The organism is Pseudomonas sp. ACN8, assembly GCF_002303925.1.
GTDB lineage: Bacteria > Pseudomonadota > Gammaproteobacteria > Pseudomonadales > Pseudomonadaceae > Aquipseudomonas.
The window spans coordinates 58,323-72,556 of sequence record NZ_MRCS01000012.1 but is presented as its reverse complement, the minus strand read 5'-3'; the positions used below and the strand labels follow the sequence as shown (position 1 = coordinate 72,556).

Sequence of the window (14,234 nt, the reverse complement as noted above, 5' to 3'; positions counted from 1 at the left end):
GCCAAGCCATGAGTCGCAAACAGCTACTGCTCAAGCGCCATCGGCGCAACAAACGTATCGGTCTGTTGATTGCGCTGGTGCTGTTGATCGTCATGGGTGTGCTGGTGGCCTGGTGGTTGCCGCTGGTGCTGGCGGCTCTGGGCTGGATGGCCCACGAGGCCTGGTTTGCCGACCACCTGTTCTACTCACCGAAAGACGATTACCAGTACAGCTTTCCCCCCTACACGCCGCAGCCCAAGGTGCACCTGAACGGTGAGCATTTGCGGCTGGACGAGGGTGTGATGCTGGTCGACGACGCGACGCTGGTGCTGGCTCTGCGGGTAAAAAGCACCTGGCTGGGACGCTTTATCGATCCGGTGGTCGAGTTGGCGGGTGGCGAAAACCCGGACCGACAAACCTTCGAACGGGGCGTGAACGGCCTGCGTTACCTCAATCTCAGTGGTCAGGCTCAGGCGCTGTCCCGTGGTGACCTGCGCTTGCGCGGGCGTTTCTGTCGCGTGTTCGGTGAGCCTGTGCTGTGGGCACTGGAACATCCGGATTACCGGCGTCAGCGGGTCATGGTCATCGCGCCCCACGCCGATGACGCCGAGCTGGCGGCCTACGGTTTGTACAGCCAGGCCGACGAAACCTGGGTTGTCACGCTGACGGCGGGCGAAATCGAAGCCGAACATTATCGGCAGATGGGCCTGAACAAGGCCGATGCGGCTCGCATGAAAGGCCGCCTGCGCACCTGGGACAGCATCGCCGTGCCACGTTGGGCCGGTGTACCCGAGGCCCACTGCGTACAGCTGGGTTATTTCTGCCTGCAACTGGCGAGCATGCAGGCCGCGCCAGCGGTGGCGGCGGGATCGCGGGAAGCTGACCTGAGCGATACCCGCCTGTTCCGTCAGTTGAATCCTTTCACGCTGCCCGGCGATGCCGATGGCGCGCCGACCTGGAACAACCTGCTGGCGGATCTGCGTGAGTTGCTGCTGCGGGCCCGTCCCGAGGTCATCGTTTTGCCGCACCCGACCCTCGATCCGCATCCCGATCATGTCTGCGCCCAGGCGGCAGTCCTCGAAGCCTTGCAAGGCCTGGACTGGCAACCGACCACACTATTGGGTTATGCCAACCACCTGCACGACAACGACCGCTGGCCAATGGGCGATACCGGTGATGGCATCGCCTTGCCACCGGCCTTCGATCCGGCCCAACCGATGCAGCCTTATTGCCTGCCCTTGCCGCTGGAGCAACAGCGCGACAAGGCCATGGCATTGGGCATGATGCACGACCTGCAGCCGGCGATGCCGTTCAAGCGTCGCTTGCGTCGGTTGATCCAACGCTTGTTGGCCGGCCGGTTGCCGCCTACCTATGGCCAGAACGAATTCTTTCGCAAGGCAGTCCGGCGCCACGAGCTTTTGTGGTCCATCAAGCACACACCAGGCAATGTTTCTCAGCGGGGAGAGTTATGAGTCAGCGGTCAAAGGTCCTGCAACTGCAGCCTGACTACAACGTCAAAGCCCATGATTTCGCCGACCTCGCGGAGCAAATCGTCAAGGCCCTGCCCAGTGATCGCTATGAGGTGACCGCTGCGTTTCTGCGCGGCAAGCCCGGGCCGGGGGAAGCAGTGAGCCGGGCCGACCGTTCGGTGTACTTCGAGTTTTCCGACAAGTCCCTCAAGGGCATGCGCCTGCGGGTCATGTGGCAGTTGTACAAGTTCTGCCGTCGGGAAAAATTCGATGTGGTGATCTGCAACCGCTTCAAGCCAGTGAACATGATGCTGACGCTCAACCGCTGGTTGAAAGTGCCGTTGTGCATCGGCATTTCCCACGGATTTGGCGAGTACGACCGTTTTTACCGACGCCGCCAGACCCAGCGCCTGATCGATCGTCACTGGCGCTTTGTCGGCGTGTCGCCTGCGGTGAAACAGTATCTGCTGGACTGTGACTGCGGCTTCACCGACCAGAATACCTATGCCATCACCAATGCCATCGACATCGAGCAAGCCGAAGGTCTGCAACACAGCCGTGAAAAGGCCCGTGAACTGTTGGGCATCGATCCGTCGGTGCGGCTGATCGGTGCGTTGGGGCGACTGGTGCCGGTCAAGGGTCATATCTATTTGCTGCAGGCCTTTGCCGCGCTCAAGGACAAATACCCCAATACCCAACTGGCGATCATCGGTGCCGGCCGCGAAGAGTTGCGCCTGGCGGCGGAAATCGACCGCCTCGGCCTCAGTGGCCGCGCCCATTTGCTGGGGTTCAAGGAAATTGCCCTGCAGTACATTCGCGCTTTCGATATCTGGACCATGCCCTCCCTGGCCGAAGGCCTGGGGCTGGCGCTGCTTGAAGGCATGAGCGGGCATTTGCCGGTGATTGCCTCGAACGTGCCGGCCATGTTGCCGCTCATCGAAGGCGCCGGTGGCCTGGCGATTACGCCGAAGGATGTGCCGACGCTGCAGGCGGCGCTGGACACTTACCTGGGGCTGTCAGATGACGAGCTCAAGGCCAGGGGCGAGCAGGCTTTCCGTTATCTGCAACAGCACCATGACATTGAAGAGTTCCGTCGCGAATACCTCAATCTGATCGACTCCGGCCTGGAACAGGCCCGCAAGGAACAGCCATGAACGACGCGCAGCCCATCGTCACGGTCATTATCGCGTCGTACAACCACGCTCCTTACATCGAGGAAAGCATTCTCAGCGTCCTCAACCAGACCTATCGGAACATCGAGTTGTTGGTGGTCGACGATGGCTCGAAGGATGACAGTGTCGAGCGGATCAAGGCGTTGCAGGCCGTCCATGGTTTCGACTTCCGGGTCCAGGAAAACCAGGGGCTGACCAACACCCTCAACGGTGCGATTGCCCGGGCAAAGGGCAGCCTGATCGTGCCGTTCGGTTCGGATGACATCATGCTGCCGGAGCGAATCGCCGCCCAGGTCGCGCATATGGACGGCAAACCCGAGGTCGGCATTTGCGCCGGTAACATCGAACTGATCGATGCCGACGGCAATCTCTACCCCGAGAAGCGCCAGCGCCGGGATGTGCCGTTCCGTCGTCTGGACTTCGATGATATGTTCCTGGAGCGCAAGCCCTATCCTCCGGCACCCACCCTGATGATCCGCCGCGAAGCGCTGGAGAAGGTGGGCGGTTTCGACCCGACCATTCGCCTGGAAGACTTGTTGATCGAGTTGAAGGTGACCCACGCCGGTTACTTCATCGATGGTCTGAATATGTTGATGGCGCGCTATCGCAAGCACGCCACCAACTCCTACAAGAACCACCGCTTCATGATCGACAGCATCCTGCGCACTTACGCGCTCTTCAGCGATCACCCGCTGTATGACGAGGTGCGCTACAAGTTTCTCAATTCCATGTTCCTCAAAACTGCCAACCGTGACCGCAAACTGGCGCGGGAGTTGCTGGCGCAGATTCCGCTCAAGGCCTGGAACAAGAAAACCTGGCGTGGGTTGGGCCGTATGCTCTTCTCACGGCTGGAGAAAGGCTGAGCCAAAGGCTGGATCAAGGGGGGATAAAAGGCGGGGCATTGTCCTCGGCGACATGTCCCGGCGATTGCTCAACGTTGTTGAGCCGTCTCCTCCGCAAGTTCTTTTCTCGGCTTCCTGTTCTGGCGCAACCAGTGCAGGGTTTTCTTGCCGGCATCGATACCGGGCTTTTCGATGTACAGGTAAGTCAGGCTGCTGATGATGATCAGCAGGCAACTGCACACGGCCAGCAACGGAAGGAAGACCCAGGCTTGCCGGGCGTCCAGATGCAATATCGGCGGCAGTCGCTGCACCAGTACCCAAAGTACGAAACCGTGCAGCAAATACGTGCTGTAGCTGATTTCCCCCAGCCAGCGGATGCTGCGTGGTCTCAGGGCGCCGAACAGGGTATTGCCGGACGCCACGATCACAAAGAACAGTGAAAGCAGCAGCAGCGCTCCCGGGTTGAATGCCCGGTTGAACGCCGTAAAGGCGATCGCCAAGGCGAGCAGTGCGACGATGCCCGCCAGCGGAGACAGGCTCCAGGCGACGAATTGTGGACGGCGAATCCAGTACGCCGCAGCGATGCCGCCGAGGAAGCTGGCCAGGAAGTGCTTCTTCAGCGAGTGTTCCCAGCCGACCACCTGGTACAGGGTGTAGATGCCGATCAGGCACAGCACCGTCTGCATCCAGCCGCCGCGATATATGAACACCATGGCGGCCAGTGGCAGGGCCAGGTAGAAAAACACCTCATACGCCAGCGTCCAGGTGACGTTGGAGATCAGCATGCCGCTCTGGTGGTACTGGTTGACGTCTGGCCGGTCGAAGGTCAGCCAGGCCAGAGCCTGGCCGATGACCTGGGTGCCGGAATCCTTGAGTTCCCAGTCCTGCAAATAGAACACGCAGGCAAACACGGTCAACATCAGCGGCAGGTAGAGCGGATAGAGGCGAAACAGCCGCGATACCGCAAATGCCAGCCAGTCGTGTTGCCGCCCGTGGGTGAGCAAGCGGTCCCAGAACAGAAAGCTGGTGATCATGAAAAAGAGGGCGACGCTGCCCTGGCCGAGCTGCGAGTAGAAGTTGCTCGGCGGAAAATCGATCACGCCGGTTTGCAGAAAGATCCAGGTAATGATCGAGTGGTGCACGAACACGCCGAAGGCCAGGTACCCGCGCAAGCCGTCGATACCGGCAAAACGGCTTTCGCCGGAATGCTTCAGCTGTCGGGTAAGTCTCGGCACGCTGCGCAACAGTAGCGCAGCGGTCGCGATGGCCAGCAGGTAGGCCGTCATCGCGATAAGTGGGTTGATTTCTATCATCAGTGAACCTGGGCCGGAGGGCTCCCGGCCAGCACGTGCCTGTGCAAATGATCCACGTCGGCTTTCGAAGCCGTCGCGGCGTATCCCTGCAGCAGTGCTTCGAAGTGATCCTCGAACAGCCAGTGGCGATCTGATGCATAGCGCTGCATGTGGCGCAGATTACGCCGACGCAGGGAAGGGCTCAACGATGAAGGGTAAATTCGCAGGTCGGCCAGATCGATCAGGCCGAACTCGCCGTCCTCCAGCACCAGCACATTGCCCAGGTGCAGGGAGCGGAAGTAGACCCCTTGCTGGTGCAGTTGAGCCATGAATTTGCCGAAACGCTCCACCAGTGCCTGGCGCACCGCCGGGGCAGTGATGCCTTGCAGGATCTGGCGCAGCGTGTTGCCCGGCAGCGGAGAGTAATGCACAGCGGTGCTGCCGTCTTCGAACCGGTAAAGGTCGAGGATGTGCGGCGTCGGGATGCCCATGCTGCGCAGTTGCACGCTATTGACGGCAAAACGATCGGAGTAGGGTGTGAAGCTGCCCGAGGTATACCAGCGGCGGCGGCGGAACAGCTTGAGAAAACTGCCATCGGTCAGGCGCAGGACCTTGGGGCCCAGACCATCCTCTTCGATGACTTGGGCATCGGCTGTCAGCTGTTGCAGGGCGCCAGGTGTCGCGGTCTTGATCGGCGTGTCCAGCAGGCGTCGGGCCCGTTGATTGATGCTCAATGCGGCAATCAGTGCCAAGGGGATCCACAGCAGGAACCAGTGCTCCTTGGGGCGAGAGATAATTCCGCCACCTTCAGTCAGGCCTGCACCGATACCGAAGGCCAGCCAGGCCGAGGCAATGATAAACAGCGGTTGCACGCGATGGCGCCGGCTGCTGATGAAGCCCCATACGAGAAAGAACAGCCATGGCAGCAGGCCGATAATGCCGACGTAATAGAGCACGCCCAAGGCAAAGCTATGGGGCTCCTGAAGGCTGTAGCCGACGCCGGGGTCCAAGGTCAGCTTGGCGTTGTAGCCGTGTCCGATCCATGGTTGCTCTGCAATCCTGCCCAGGGTCAATTGCCAGAGCTCGATGCGGAAGGAGCTGCCTCTTTCGATGATCTTGTCGGCAAATAACGCGAAAGTTGCGGAACCGGCGAAGAATATGGCGCCAAGCATGAAGGCCGAGCGTCGATTCCAGCAGATGAAACACAGCCAAAGCGCAGCCAGCGTCAGTGCAACCAGTGGGGTCCTGGAACCGGTGGCCAGCACTGTGGCGAACATGATCGCCATCGCCGGTATGCTCAGCCAAAGTATCTGGCGTCGCTTGCAGGTCATGCTCAGGCTCAGCCAGTAGGTACAGAAAAAACCGAAAACGTGGGAACTGAGCAACGGATTGTCGAAAGCACCCAGGCCGATCAGACGCATTTCCGGTTGGTACACCAGGTCGAACCAGTACAGGTTGTAGACAGAGAGGACCAGCGCCACCATTGCGGCGCAGAACAGCAGGGGCTGGATGATTTCACTGCGATGGCGCACCAGCAGGTAGCAGCCAACGAACAACAACAGGGTATGCAATGGCGGTTTGAACTGACCAAAGTCGATTTCGTCCGGCCCCCAGCTCAGGCTAAGCAGTGCCCACGCCACAAACAGCAGGGCTGCAATGACGATCGGTTCGTGCAACAACTCTTTGCCGATCCGTGGACGCAGGCACAGCGCAATCAGAGCGGGAATGCTGAACAGACCGTAGTAAAGCTTGTGATGCACATTGCGCCCCGGCAGGAAAAACAACGCACAAAGCAGTAATAAATAACCGAGCGGAAGGATCCACAAGCAAATGAAATCGAAGATTCTGTTGGAGGTGCTGTTCAAAGCGTTTAATTGCATGCTGGTTAACTTATTCCTGAATTGAGCGACCATACCAAGGCAGGGACAACTGGAAGCTATTTGACGCGCCACAATACACAGACTGTATGCGATTGCCAGAACCCTGGGGAAGCTGTGGTAAAGTCAGCGTCCTTTTCATCGACTTTCGCGTGATATGACCGACTCCAGTCTCTCCGCAAGCCCCTCGAGCTTGAAAATCTACTTCCGCCTGCTCGGCTATGTCCGGCCGTATATCAGCCTGTTTCTGATCAGCATCGTCGGTTTTCTGATTTTCGCTTCGACACAGCCAATGCTGGGCTACATCCTCAAGTACTTCGTCGACGGTCTGTCCAACCCTGAAGCGGTGCTGTTTCCAACCGTACCCTACCTGCGGGATCTGCAACTGTTGCAGGCGGTGCCGTTGTTGATCATCCTGATCGCCGCGTGGCAGGGGTTGGGGTCGTATCTGGGCAACTACTTCCTGGCCAAGGTTTCCCTGGGCCTGGTCCATGACTTGCGGGTCCAGTTGTTCAACAACCTGCTGGTGTTGCCAAACCGGTACTTCGACAAGCATAACTCGGGGCACCTGATTTCACGTATCACCTTCAACGTGACCATGGTCACGGGGGCGGCAACAGATGCGATCAAGGTCGTAATCCGTGAAGGCATGACGGTGATCTTCCTGTTTGCCTCGCTGTTGTACATGAACTGGCGCCTGACGCTGGTCATGGTCGCCATCCTGCCGCTGATCGCCCTCATGGTGCGCACGGCCAGCAAGAAATTCCGCAAGCAGAGCAAGAAAATCCAGCTGGCCATGGGGGACGTGACGCATGTGGCGTCCGAAACGATCCAGGGCTATCGCGTGGTACGCAGCTTCGGCGGTGAAAAGTACGAAGAGAAACGCTTCTTCGACGCCAGCCAGGGCAACACCGACAAGCAGCTGCGCATGACCCGCACCGGTGCCATCTACACGCCGCTGCTGCAACTGGTTATCTACACCGCCATGGCCGTACTGATGTTCCTGGTGTTGTTCCTGCGTGGCGATGCGTCTGCTGGCGACATGGTGGCCTACATCACCCTGGCCGGCCTGCTGCCCAAGCCGATTCGCCAGCTGTCCGAAGTCAGCTCGACCATCCAGAAGGGTGTGGCTGGTGCAGAAAGTATCTTCGAGCAACTGGATGTCCAGCCTGAAGTCGATACCGGCACCGTCGAGCGCGATGTCGTCAGCGGTCGCCTGGACGTGCGCAATCTCAGCTTCACCTACCCTGACACCGAGCGTCAGGTGCTCAATGACATCAGTTTCTCGGTCGAGCCCGGGCAAATGGTGGCGCTGGTGGGGCGTTCGGGCAGCGGCAAGTCGACCCTGGCCAACCTGATTCCGCGTTTCTATCACCACGACAAGGGCGAAATCCTCATCGATGGCGTCGAAGTGGAACAGTACAAGCTGTTGAACCTGCGTCGGCATATCGCCCAGGTGACTCAGCACGTGACCCTGTTCAGCGACACAGTGGCCAACAACATCGCCTATGGCGACCTGGCTGGCGCACCCCGTGAAGACATTGAAAAAGCGGCCAAAGATGCCTACGCGATGGACTTCATTGCTCAATTGCCGGAAGGCCTGGACACTCAGGTCGGGGAAAACGGCGTGCTGCTGTCCGGTGGTCAGCGTCAGCGCCTGGCGATTGCCCGGGCACTGTTGAAGAATGCTCCGCTGCTGATTCTCGATGAGGCGACTTCGGCACTCGATACCGAGTCCGAGCGGCATATTCAGGCTGCCCTGGATCAGGTCATGAAAGGTCGCACCACGCTGGTGATCGCTCACCGCCTGTCGACCATCGAGAAGGCCGACCTGATCCTGGTCATGGATCAGGGGAAAATCGTCGAGCGCGGCACCCATGAACAACTGCTGGCGCAAAACGGCTACTACTCGCGCCTCAACGCGATGGGCCTCGACGCCCCGGCCGAAGACATCGCCTGACCCCGAAAGGGCGAGCCTGGCTCGCCCTTTCGCACACCTGGCGCGCAACGCGCCCGGTGATTTGTATCCAGTCCTTTACGCTTCTTGACCAAACCGGAATAAATCTCGGCAACTTGCTTGTTAAGGTTCCTGAACGAACTTTGACTTGAATCGAGAGGGCCATCCCTTTCCCGCGGGTGTCTGGATGTTGCAACGTTATCTCTGGAAGCTGTTGCCCAAGTCGCAACGGGCTTTTCTGCTGGGGCGCCTGTCGGTCGTGGACCGTCAAGTGGTGAACAAGTCGATGTCGGCCAGCGTCAGTTTCCCCAAGCCCTTCGAGCAGCGTTCCTGCTTGTTCATCCACGTCCCCAAATGTGCCGGCAGCAGTGTCTGTGCGGCCATGTTTGACGACTGGAGCCCGGGCCACTTGCCGTTGTACTGGTACGAGCAGCAATTTCCCGAGCAGTTTGCCGCCAGTTTCAAGTTCGCGTTCGTTCGCGATCCCCTGGAAAGGGCCTACTCGGCCTACGCATTCCTGCGGGGCAACGCCTTGGGGAAGCGGGATCACGCGGCGCAGAAACTGGTCAGCCACTACCGTGACTTTGATGACTTCGTGGGCCGCTGGCTGCACCCGGAGACGATCCAGCGACAGTTGCACTTCGCCGCGCAAACGGATTTCCTGACGGACTCCATGGGCCATCTGGCGCTGGATTTTGTCGGCTACCAGGAGCATCTGGAACGGGATTTCAGGCTGGTTTGCGAGCAATTGGGCTATCCGGTAGAGCTGCCCCACATCAACCGGTCGCAGCAGCGGCGCCCGATGCTGGCGCGTGAGTTCTGCACGGTACGCACCCGCCGGCTGGTGCGGCGGGCCTATCAGCGTGATTACGAGATGCTGGGATTTGAATGAAGCCGGAGCGTGTCGTCACCTGACGAATTCCTGCTCAAAAATTGAGCAATAAAACCCGGCGAATCATCCGGTTGCAGCCACCGCACAAGCCGACACCAACCCTGTGTTAATATCGCGCCCCTGTTCATTCTGTATGTGGGTTGCACCATGAAGTTGTCCATGCCGCGATTCGATCAAGCCCCTGTCTTGGTAGTCGGCGATGTCATGCTCGACCGTTACTGGCATGGTGGTACCTCACGGATTTCTCCTGAGGCACCGGTGCCGGTGGTCAAGGTCGATCACATCGAAGACCGCCCGGGCGGTGCTGCTAACGTTGCCTTGAACATTGCCGCCCTGGGGGCTCCGGCCTCGCTGGTCGGTGTCACCGGCGACGATGAAGCCGCCAACAGCCTGGTCAACAGCCTCAAGGGCGCCGGCGTGCGGGCCATCTTCCAGCGCATTGCGCACCAGCCGACCATCGTCAAGCTGCGGGTCATGAGCCGTCACCAGCAATTGCTGCGTATCGACTTCGAAGAACCCTTCGCCACCGACGCGCTGGCGCTGACCGCGCAGGTCGATGAGTTGCTCGAAGGCATCAAGGTGCTGGTGCTGTCCGACTACGGTAAAGGCGCGCTGAAAAACCATCAGGCGCTGATCCAGGCCGCCCGTGCCCGTGGCATTCCGGTGCTGGCCGACCCCAAGGGCAAGGATTTCTCGATCTACCGTGGTGCGAGCCTGATCACGCCAAACCTCAACGAATTCGAAACCATCGTTGGTGGTTGCGCCGATGAGCACGAATTGGTGAGCAAGGGCGCGCAGCTGATGCACGACCTGGACCTCGGTGCCTTGCTGGTGACCCGTGGCGAGCACGGCATGACCTTGCTGCGCCCGGATCATCCGGCGCTGCACTTGCCGGCCCGGGCCCGTGAAGTGTTCGACGTGACCGGTGCCGGCGACACGGTGATTTCCACCCTGGCGGCCGCGATTGCCGCTGGCGAAGAACTGCCCCACGCGGTAGCCCTGGCCAACCTGGCGGCGGGCATCGTGGTTGGCAAGCTCGGTACGGCGGCCATCAGTGCGCCGGAACTGCGTCGTGCGATTCAGCGCGAGGAGGGTTCCGAACGCGGTGTACTGGGCCTTGAGCAACTGTTGCTGGCGGTTGATGATGCCCGCGCGCACAACGAGCGGATCGTGTTCACCAACGGTTGTTTCGACATTCTGCACGCCGGCCACGTGACCTATCTGGAGCAGGCGCGGGCACAGGGTGATCGCCTGATCGTGGCGATCAACGACGATGCATCGGTCAGCCGCCTGAAAGGGCCGGGCCGCCCTATCAACAGTGTCGACCGGCGCATGGCGGTGCTGGCCGGCCTGGGTGCGGTGGACTGGGTCATCAGTTTCTCGGAAGGCACTCCGGAAAACCTGCTGAGCGCGGTCAAGCCGGACGTGCTGGTCAAGGGCGGCGACTACGGGATCGACCAGGTGGTCGGCGCGGACATCGTGAAGGCCTACGGCGGTACCGTGAAAGTGCTGGGGCTGGTGGAAAACAGCTCCACCACGGCGATTGTCGAGAAGATCCGCAAGTCCGAGTGACGCAGCTTTTGTAGGAGCGAGCTTGCTCGCGATGGAGTCAGGGCGCACGCGTTGAATCAGTAGATACGCGTCATCGTTAACGACCATCGCTGGCAAGCCAGCTCCTACAGGGTTATGTGCACGCCTTCAGGAGCTGACTTTTTTACGCGGCACGATTTTCTTCAGCAGCAATTTGGCCTTGCCGCGCAACCGCGCCAGGCCCGAATCCTTCCCCGGCGGGGTCAGACCCTGCTGTCTCACCCAGTCCTTCCAGCGAATCCGCTCATCGCGAACCAGCCAGCCCTCCTGTTGGGCGAAACTCTCGGCCAGGTACAGTCCTCGCGTGCTGGCGGGGTACAGCTGATCCTTTTTCAAGGTGTAGAGCTCAGCCATCGGGTGGCCGTCCTGCAAGGGCATCAAGTACAGATCGGGGCGCTTGCGGTCGAGGCGAGCAACGAGTTGGTCGCCTTCCAGTCGCTCATCGACATGGAACAGGCTCAGTGATTTGGCTTCCTTGGGAACGTCCAGGCGCAAGTCGTAGATCAGTTGCAGCGACGCCGTTGGCAAATGCACGTAAGCCCGTGGGCGCTCTATCAGCATCAGGTTGGCGCAACGTACCGGTCGCGCCGAGCCGGACAGTGGCGACAGGCGAAACGGCAGGGCTTCACGGTAATGCAGGGCGGCCGAGTAGGGCGCCGGTAGCCAAGTGTCGTTGAATCGCCCACTGAGCCAGCCTTCCGGGGTTTCCAGCAGGCATTCTTCGGCTATCTCCTGGATCGCCGTGTGCAAGGGCAGGTTCAGTTCGTGGGCCGGCACGTATCCGGATATCAGCTTGAGCACCACATCGCCACGGTCCTGCCGGCGTTGGCGCACCAGCACCCAATAGTCGCGATTCTGCCAATGCAGGGTCAGGCGCACCGAAACCCCGAGGTTGGCCAGTTCCAGTGCAAACCGTTCGCTGTCGCCGACCGTCACCGGCCGACGACGTTGCAGGGTCTGGGAGAAATTCAGCGGCCTGCCAACGCTCTGATAAGCCAGGCCTTCGGGGGTCGCTTCGACGAATAATGGCAGGGTCTTGAAGTTGCTCGGGTTCTTTCTGATGAGCGTACGCGACATGTCGGCTCCTGCTTAAGGCCGCGTGGGCGGCGTCAGTGGCTACGTAGGACCTGGGCAACGGTCGCGACATTGTGGGCGAGGTGCAGCGGATTGATGGTCCCGACAATAGCACTGGCAACACCCGGATGTTCAAACAACAACTCGAAACTGGCGCGCACCGGATCCACGCCCGGACTCAGGCAGACATGACCACTGGCGAGGGCTTTCTTGACCAGAATGGCTTTGCCGTGTGCAGCAGCATAGTCAATGACGGCCTTCTCGTTTTGTTCGTTCAGATTGTAGGTGACCATCGCGCAGTCGCCTTGCTCCAGTGCCTTCAGGCCACCGTCGACGGTTTTTCCGGAAAACCCGAAACCGCGAATCTTGCCTTCGGCCTTGAGCGCGGCGAGGGTCTCGTAGGCTTCGCAGTCATTGAGGATCGCCAGGTCGTTACCATCGGAGTGCACCAGCACCAGGTCGATGAAGTCGGTTTCCAGGCGTTGCAGGCTGCGCTCCACGGACATTCGCGTGTGCGCGGCGCTGAAATCGTGGCGGGACTGGCCGTCGGCAAACTCTTCGCCGACCTTGCTGACAATCACCCAGTCCTGACGCTGGCCGCGCAACAACGGGCCGAGGCGTTCTTCGCTGCGACCATAGGCCGGGGCGGTGTCGATCAGGTTGATGCCCAGGTCGCGGGCGAGTTTGAGCAGCATGCGTGCTTCGTCGTCATCGGGAATCCGGAAGCCGTTGGGGTACTTCACCCCTTGGTCGCGGCCCAGTTTCACCGTGCCCAGGCCCAAGGGGGAAACCAGCAGGCCGGTGCTGCCCAGCGGGCGATGCAAGTCGTGCAGGGTCGGTTGGCTCATGGCAGCAGTTGCTCCCAGGCAGGTACACCCATCGGCGGCTTCGGCAATTCAGGCAGCGCTGCCGGGTGGCCTGGCTGGATACCGTCGCGGTTCAGGCTGGCGATCACGCGGTCGGCGAAGTCCGGCGCCAGGGCGAGTTTGGTCGGCCAACCCACCAGCAGTCGGCCTTCCTCGGCCACAAAGGCGTTGTCGGGACGGGTCAGGCCTGATTGCAGGGGCTCGGCGCGATCCACGCGCAAGGTCGCCCATTGCACTGTGCTCAGGTCGATCCATGGCAGCAACTGGCCGAGTTCTTTCTGTGCGGTGGCGATCTGCTCGGCGGGCTCACGGGTCACGCCTTCGGATTCCGCGATATCGCCGCCCAGGTACCAGACCCATTGGCCATCCGCCGCCGGGTGCGTGGTCACGGTGATGCGCGGTTTGGTGCCACCGCCCAGGCAGTGGGCGTACAGCGGTTTGAGGCTTGGCCCCTTGGCGATGATCATGTGCAACGGGCGGCGCTGCATGGCGGGCTGGCTCAGACCCAGCGTTTCAAGCAATACCGCGGTGCCGGCGCCGGCGCTCAGGACGATGCGCTGGGCACGGATCTCGCGCTCGTCCACCTTCAGGCCGACCAGCACGCCGCCTTCCAGCAGCGGCTCGATCTTCTGCCCGGCGAGCAAGCCATCTCCGGCCAGCTCGGCCAGGCGCTGGATCAGGCTCGGCACGTCGACCACCAGTTCCGCCAGGCGATAGACCTTGCCCTTGAAGCGCTTGTCTTGCAGGGCTGGCGGCAATTGCTCGCCCTTGACCTGATCGACGCGACCGCGCACGGCTTTGCTGGCGAAGAAACTGGTGAGGTTGCCGGCGAGGGTGCCGGGGGACCAGAGGTAATGGGCCTCGGACAGCAGGCGTACGCCGGACAGGTCCAGCTCGCCGTCACCGGCCAGGGCTTCACGCCAGCGGCGCGGCATGTCGGCAATGGCTTCCGAGGCACCGGTCAGGGCACCATGCAGCGCGTATTTGGCACCGCCGTGGATGATGCCCTGGGACTTCACACTCTGCCCGCCGCCGAGGCTGGCGCTTTCCACCAGCACGGTCGAAAAACCCTGGCGACGCAGGCGCGCATTCAGCCAGAGGCCGGCGACACCAGCGCCGACAATCAGAACGTCGGTGGAAATAACGGATGGCATTCGGCGACCTCTGTGTTCAAGACGAGGGCGCAGTATACAGACTCGACGAAGAGCAGATTTGTTGGCGGAT

General features: G+C 60.8%; 11 protein-coding genes. 6 read left to right on the top strand and 5 right to left on the bottom strand.

Translation table 11 applies throughout. The annotated features are described in order from the left end of the window. The first annotated feature begins 8 nt into the window (after positions 1–8). Genes BSF44_RS09010 through BSF44_RS09000 form a run of 3 tightly spaced genes read left to right on the top strand, consistent with a single transcriptional unit; the run spans position 9 to position 3,483 of the window. Complete coding sequence (locus BSF44_RS09010) at positions 9–1,451, top strand: PIG-L deacetylase family protein (protein ID WP_095943260.1); 1,443 nt, start codon at positions 9–11, stop codon at positions 1,449–1,451. Beyond that, positions 1,448–2,602, top strand: a complete 1,155-nt coding sequence (locus BSF44_RS09005) for a glycosyltransferase family 4 protein (protein ID WP_095943206.1) — start codon at positions 1,448–1,450, stop codon at positions 2,600–2,602. The genes BSF44_RS09010 and BSF44_RS09005 overlap by 4 nt, the downstream gene beginning before the upstream one ends. Continuing rightward, complete coding sequence (locus tag BSF44_RS09000; RefSeq protein ID WP_095943205.1) at positions 2,599–3,483, top strand: glycosyltransferase; 885 nt, start codon at positions 2,599–2,601, stop codon at positions 3,481–3,483. Before BSF44_RS09005 ends, BSF44_RS09000 begins: the two co-directional genes overlap by 4 nt. 68 nt (positions 3,484–3,551) lie before the next feature. Here the strand turns inward: BSF44_RS09000 and BSF44_RS08995 are convergent, their stop codons facing one another. Both BSF44_RS08995 and BSF44_RS08990 read right to left on the bottom strand, forming a co-directional pair. Beyond that, positions 3,552–4,775 (bottom strand): acyltransferase, encoded by a 1,224-nt coding sequence (locus BSF44_RS08995; RefSeq protein ID WP_095943204.1) that lies wholly within the window; start codon positions 4,773–4,775, stop codon positions 3,552–3,554. Beyond that, positions 4,775–6,634, bottom strand: coding sequence for a bifunctional O-antigen ligase/aminoglycoside phosphotransferase family protein (locus BSF44_RS08990; RefSeq protein ID WP_095943203.1), 1,860 nt, complete (start codon positions 6,632–6,634; stop codon positions 4,775–4,777). The genes BSF44_RS08995 and BSF44_RS08990 overlap by 1 nt, the downstream gene beginning before the upstream one ends. 154 nt (positions 6,635–6,788) lie before the next feature. On the opposite strand from BSF44_RS08990, the gene msbA reads away from it, so the two are divergent. From msbA to hldE, 3 genes are all read left to right on the top strand, one after another. Then, on the top strand, positions 6,789–8,591 hold the full coding sequence (gene msbA / locus BSF44_RS08985) for a lipid A export permease/ATP-binding protein MsbA (protein WP_095943202.1): 1,803 nt from the start codon (positions 6,789–6,791) through the stop codon (positions 8,589–8,591). 184 nt (positions 8,592–8,775) lie between these two features. Beyond that, positions 8,776–9,480 carry a sulfotransferase family 2 domain-containing protein gene (locus BSF44_RS08980; RefSeq protein WP_095943201.1) on the top strand — a complete coding sequence of 235 codons (705 nt, stop codon included), beginning with the start codon at positions 8,776–8,778 and terminating at the stop codon, positions 9,478–9,480. Between the two features lie 147 nt (positions 9,481–9,627). Next, positions 9,628–11,052 (top strand): bifunctional D-glycero-beta-D-manno-heptose-7-phosphate kinase/D-glycero-beta-D-manno-heptose 1-phosphate adenylyltransferase HldE, encoded by a 1,425-nt coding sequence (hldE, locus tag BSF44_RS08975; RefSeq protein WP_095943200.1) that lies wholly within the window; start codon positions 9,628–9,630, stop codon positions 11,050–11,052. Positions 11,053–11,178: 126 nt separating this feature from the next. On the opposite strand, the gene BSF44_RS08970 is transcribed toward hldE, so the two are convergent. Genes BSF44_RS08970 through BSF44_RS08960 form a run of 3 tightly spaced genes read right to left on the bottom strand, consistent with a single transcriptional unit; the run spans position 11,179 to position 14,164 of the window. Then, positions 11,179–12,147, bottom strand: a complete 969-nt coding sequence (locus BSF44_RS08970) for a metal ABC transporter ATPase (RefSeq protein ID WP_095943199.1) — start codon at positions 12,145–12,147, stop codon at positions 11,179–11,181. Between the two features lie 32 nt (positions 12,148–12,179). Continuing rightward, a complete protein-coding gene (locus BSF44_RS08965) occupies positions 12,180–12,992 on the bottom strand; it encodes an aldo/keto reductase (RefSeq protein WP_095943198.1) in 813 nt (270 codons plus the stop codon). Then, positions 12,989–14,164 (bottom strand): FAD-binding oxidoreductase, encoded by a 1,176-nt coding sequence (locus tag BSF44_RS08960; protein ID WP_095943197.1) that lies wholly within the window; start codon positions 14,162–14,164, stop codon positions 12,989–12,991. The genes BSF44_RS08965 and BSF44_RS08960 overlap by 4 nt, the downstream gene beginning before the upstream one ends. Between the last annotated feature and the right edge of the window lie 70 nt (positions 14,165–14,234).

Excerpts from the sequence above, each read along its gene's own strand:
- msbA (WP_095943202.1), top strand. The coding sequence starts at position 6,789 with ATGACCGACTCCAGTCTCTCCGCAAGCCCCTCGAGCTTGAAAATCTAC.
- BSF44_RS09010 (WP_095943260.1), top strand. The coding sequence starts at position 9 with ATGAGTCGCAAACAGCTACTGCTCAAGCGCCATCGGCGCAACAAACGT.
- BSF44_RS09005 (WP_095943206.1), top strand. The coding sequence starts at position 1,448 with ATGAGTCAGCGGTCAAAGGTCCTGCAACTGCAGCCTGACTACAACGTC.
- BSF44_RS08965 (WP_095943198.1), bottom strand. The coding sequence starts at position 12,992 with ATGAGCCAACCGACCCTGCACGACTTGCATCGCCCGCTGGGCAGCACC.
- BSF44_RS08960 (WP_095943197.1), bottom strand. The coding sequence starts at position 14,164 with ATGCCATCCGTTATTTCCACCGACGTTCTGATTGTCGGCGCTGGTGTC.
- BSF44_RS08995 (WP_095943204.1), bottom strand. The coding sequence starts at position 4,775 with ATGATAGAAATCAACCCACTTATCGCGATGACGGCCTACCTGCTGGCC.
- BSF44_RS08970 (WP_095943199.1), bottom strand. The coding sequence starts at position 12,147 with ATGTCGCGTACGCTCATCAGAAAGAACCCGAGCAACTTCAAGACCCTG.
- BSF44_RS09000 (WP_095943205.1), top strand. The coding sequence starts at position 2,599 with ATGAACGACGCGCAGCCCATCGTCACGGTCATTATCGCGTCGTACAAC.
- BSF44_RS08990 (WP_095943203.1), bottom strand. The coding sequence starts at position 6,634 with ATGCAATTAAACGCTTTGAACAGCACCTCCAACAGAATCTTCGATTTC.
- BSF44_RS08980 (WP_095943201.1), top strand. The coding sequence starts at position 8,776 with ATGTTGCAACGTTATCTCTGGAAGCTGTTGCCCAAGTCGCAACGGGCT.
- hldE (WP_095943200.1), top strand. The coding sequence starts at position 9,628 with ATGAAGTTGTCCATGCCGCGATTCGATCAAGCCCCTGTCTTGGTAGTC.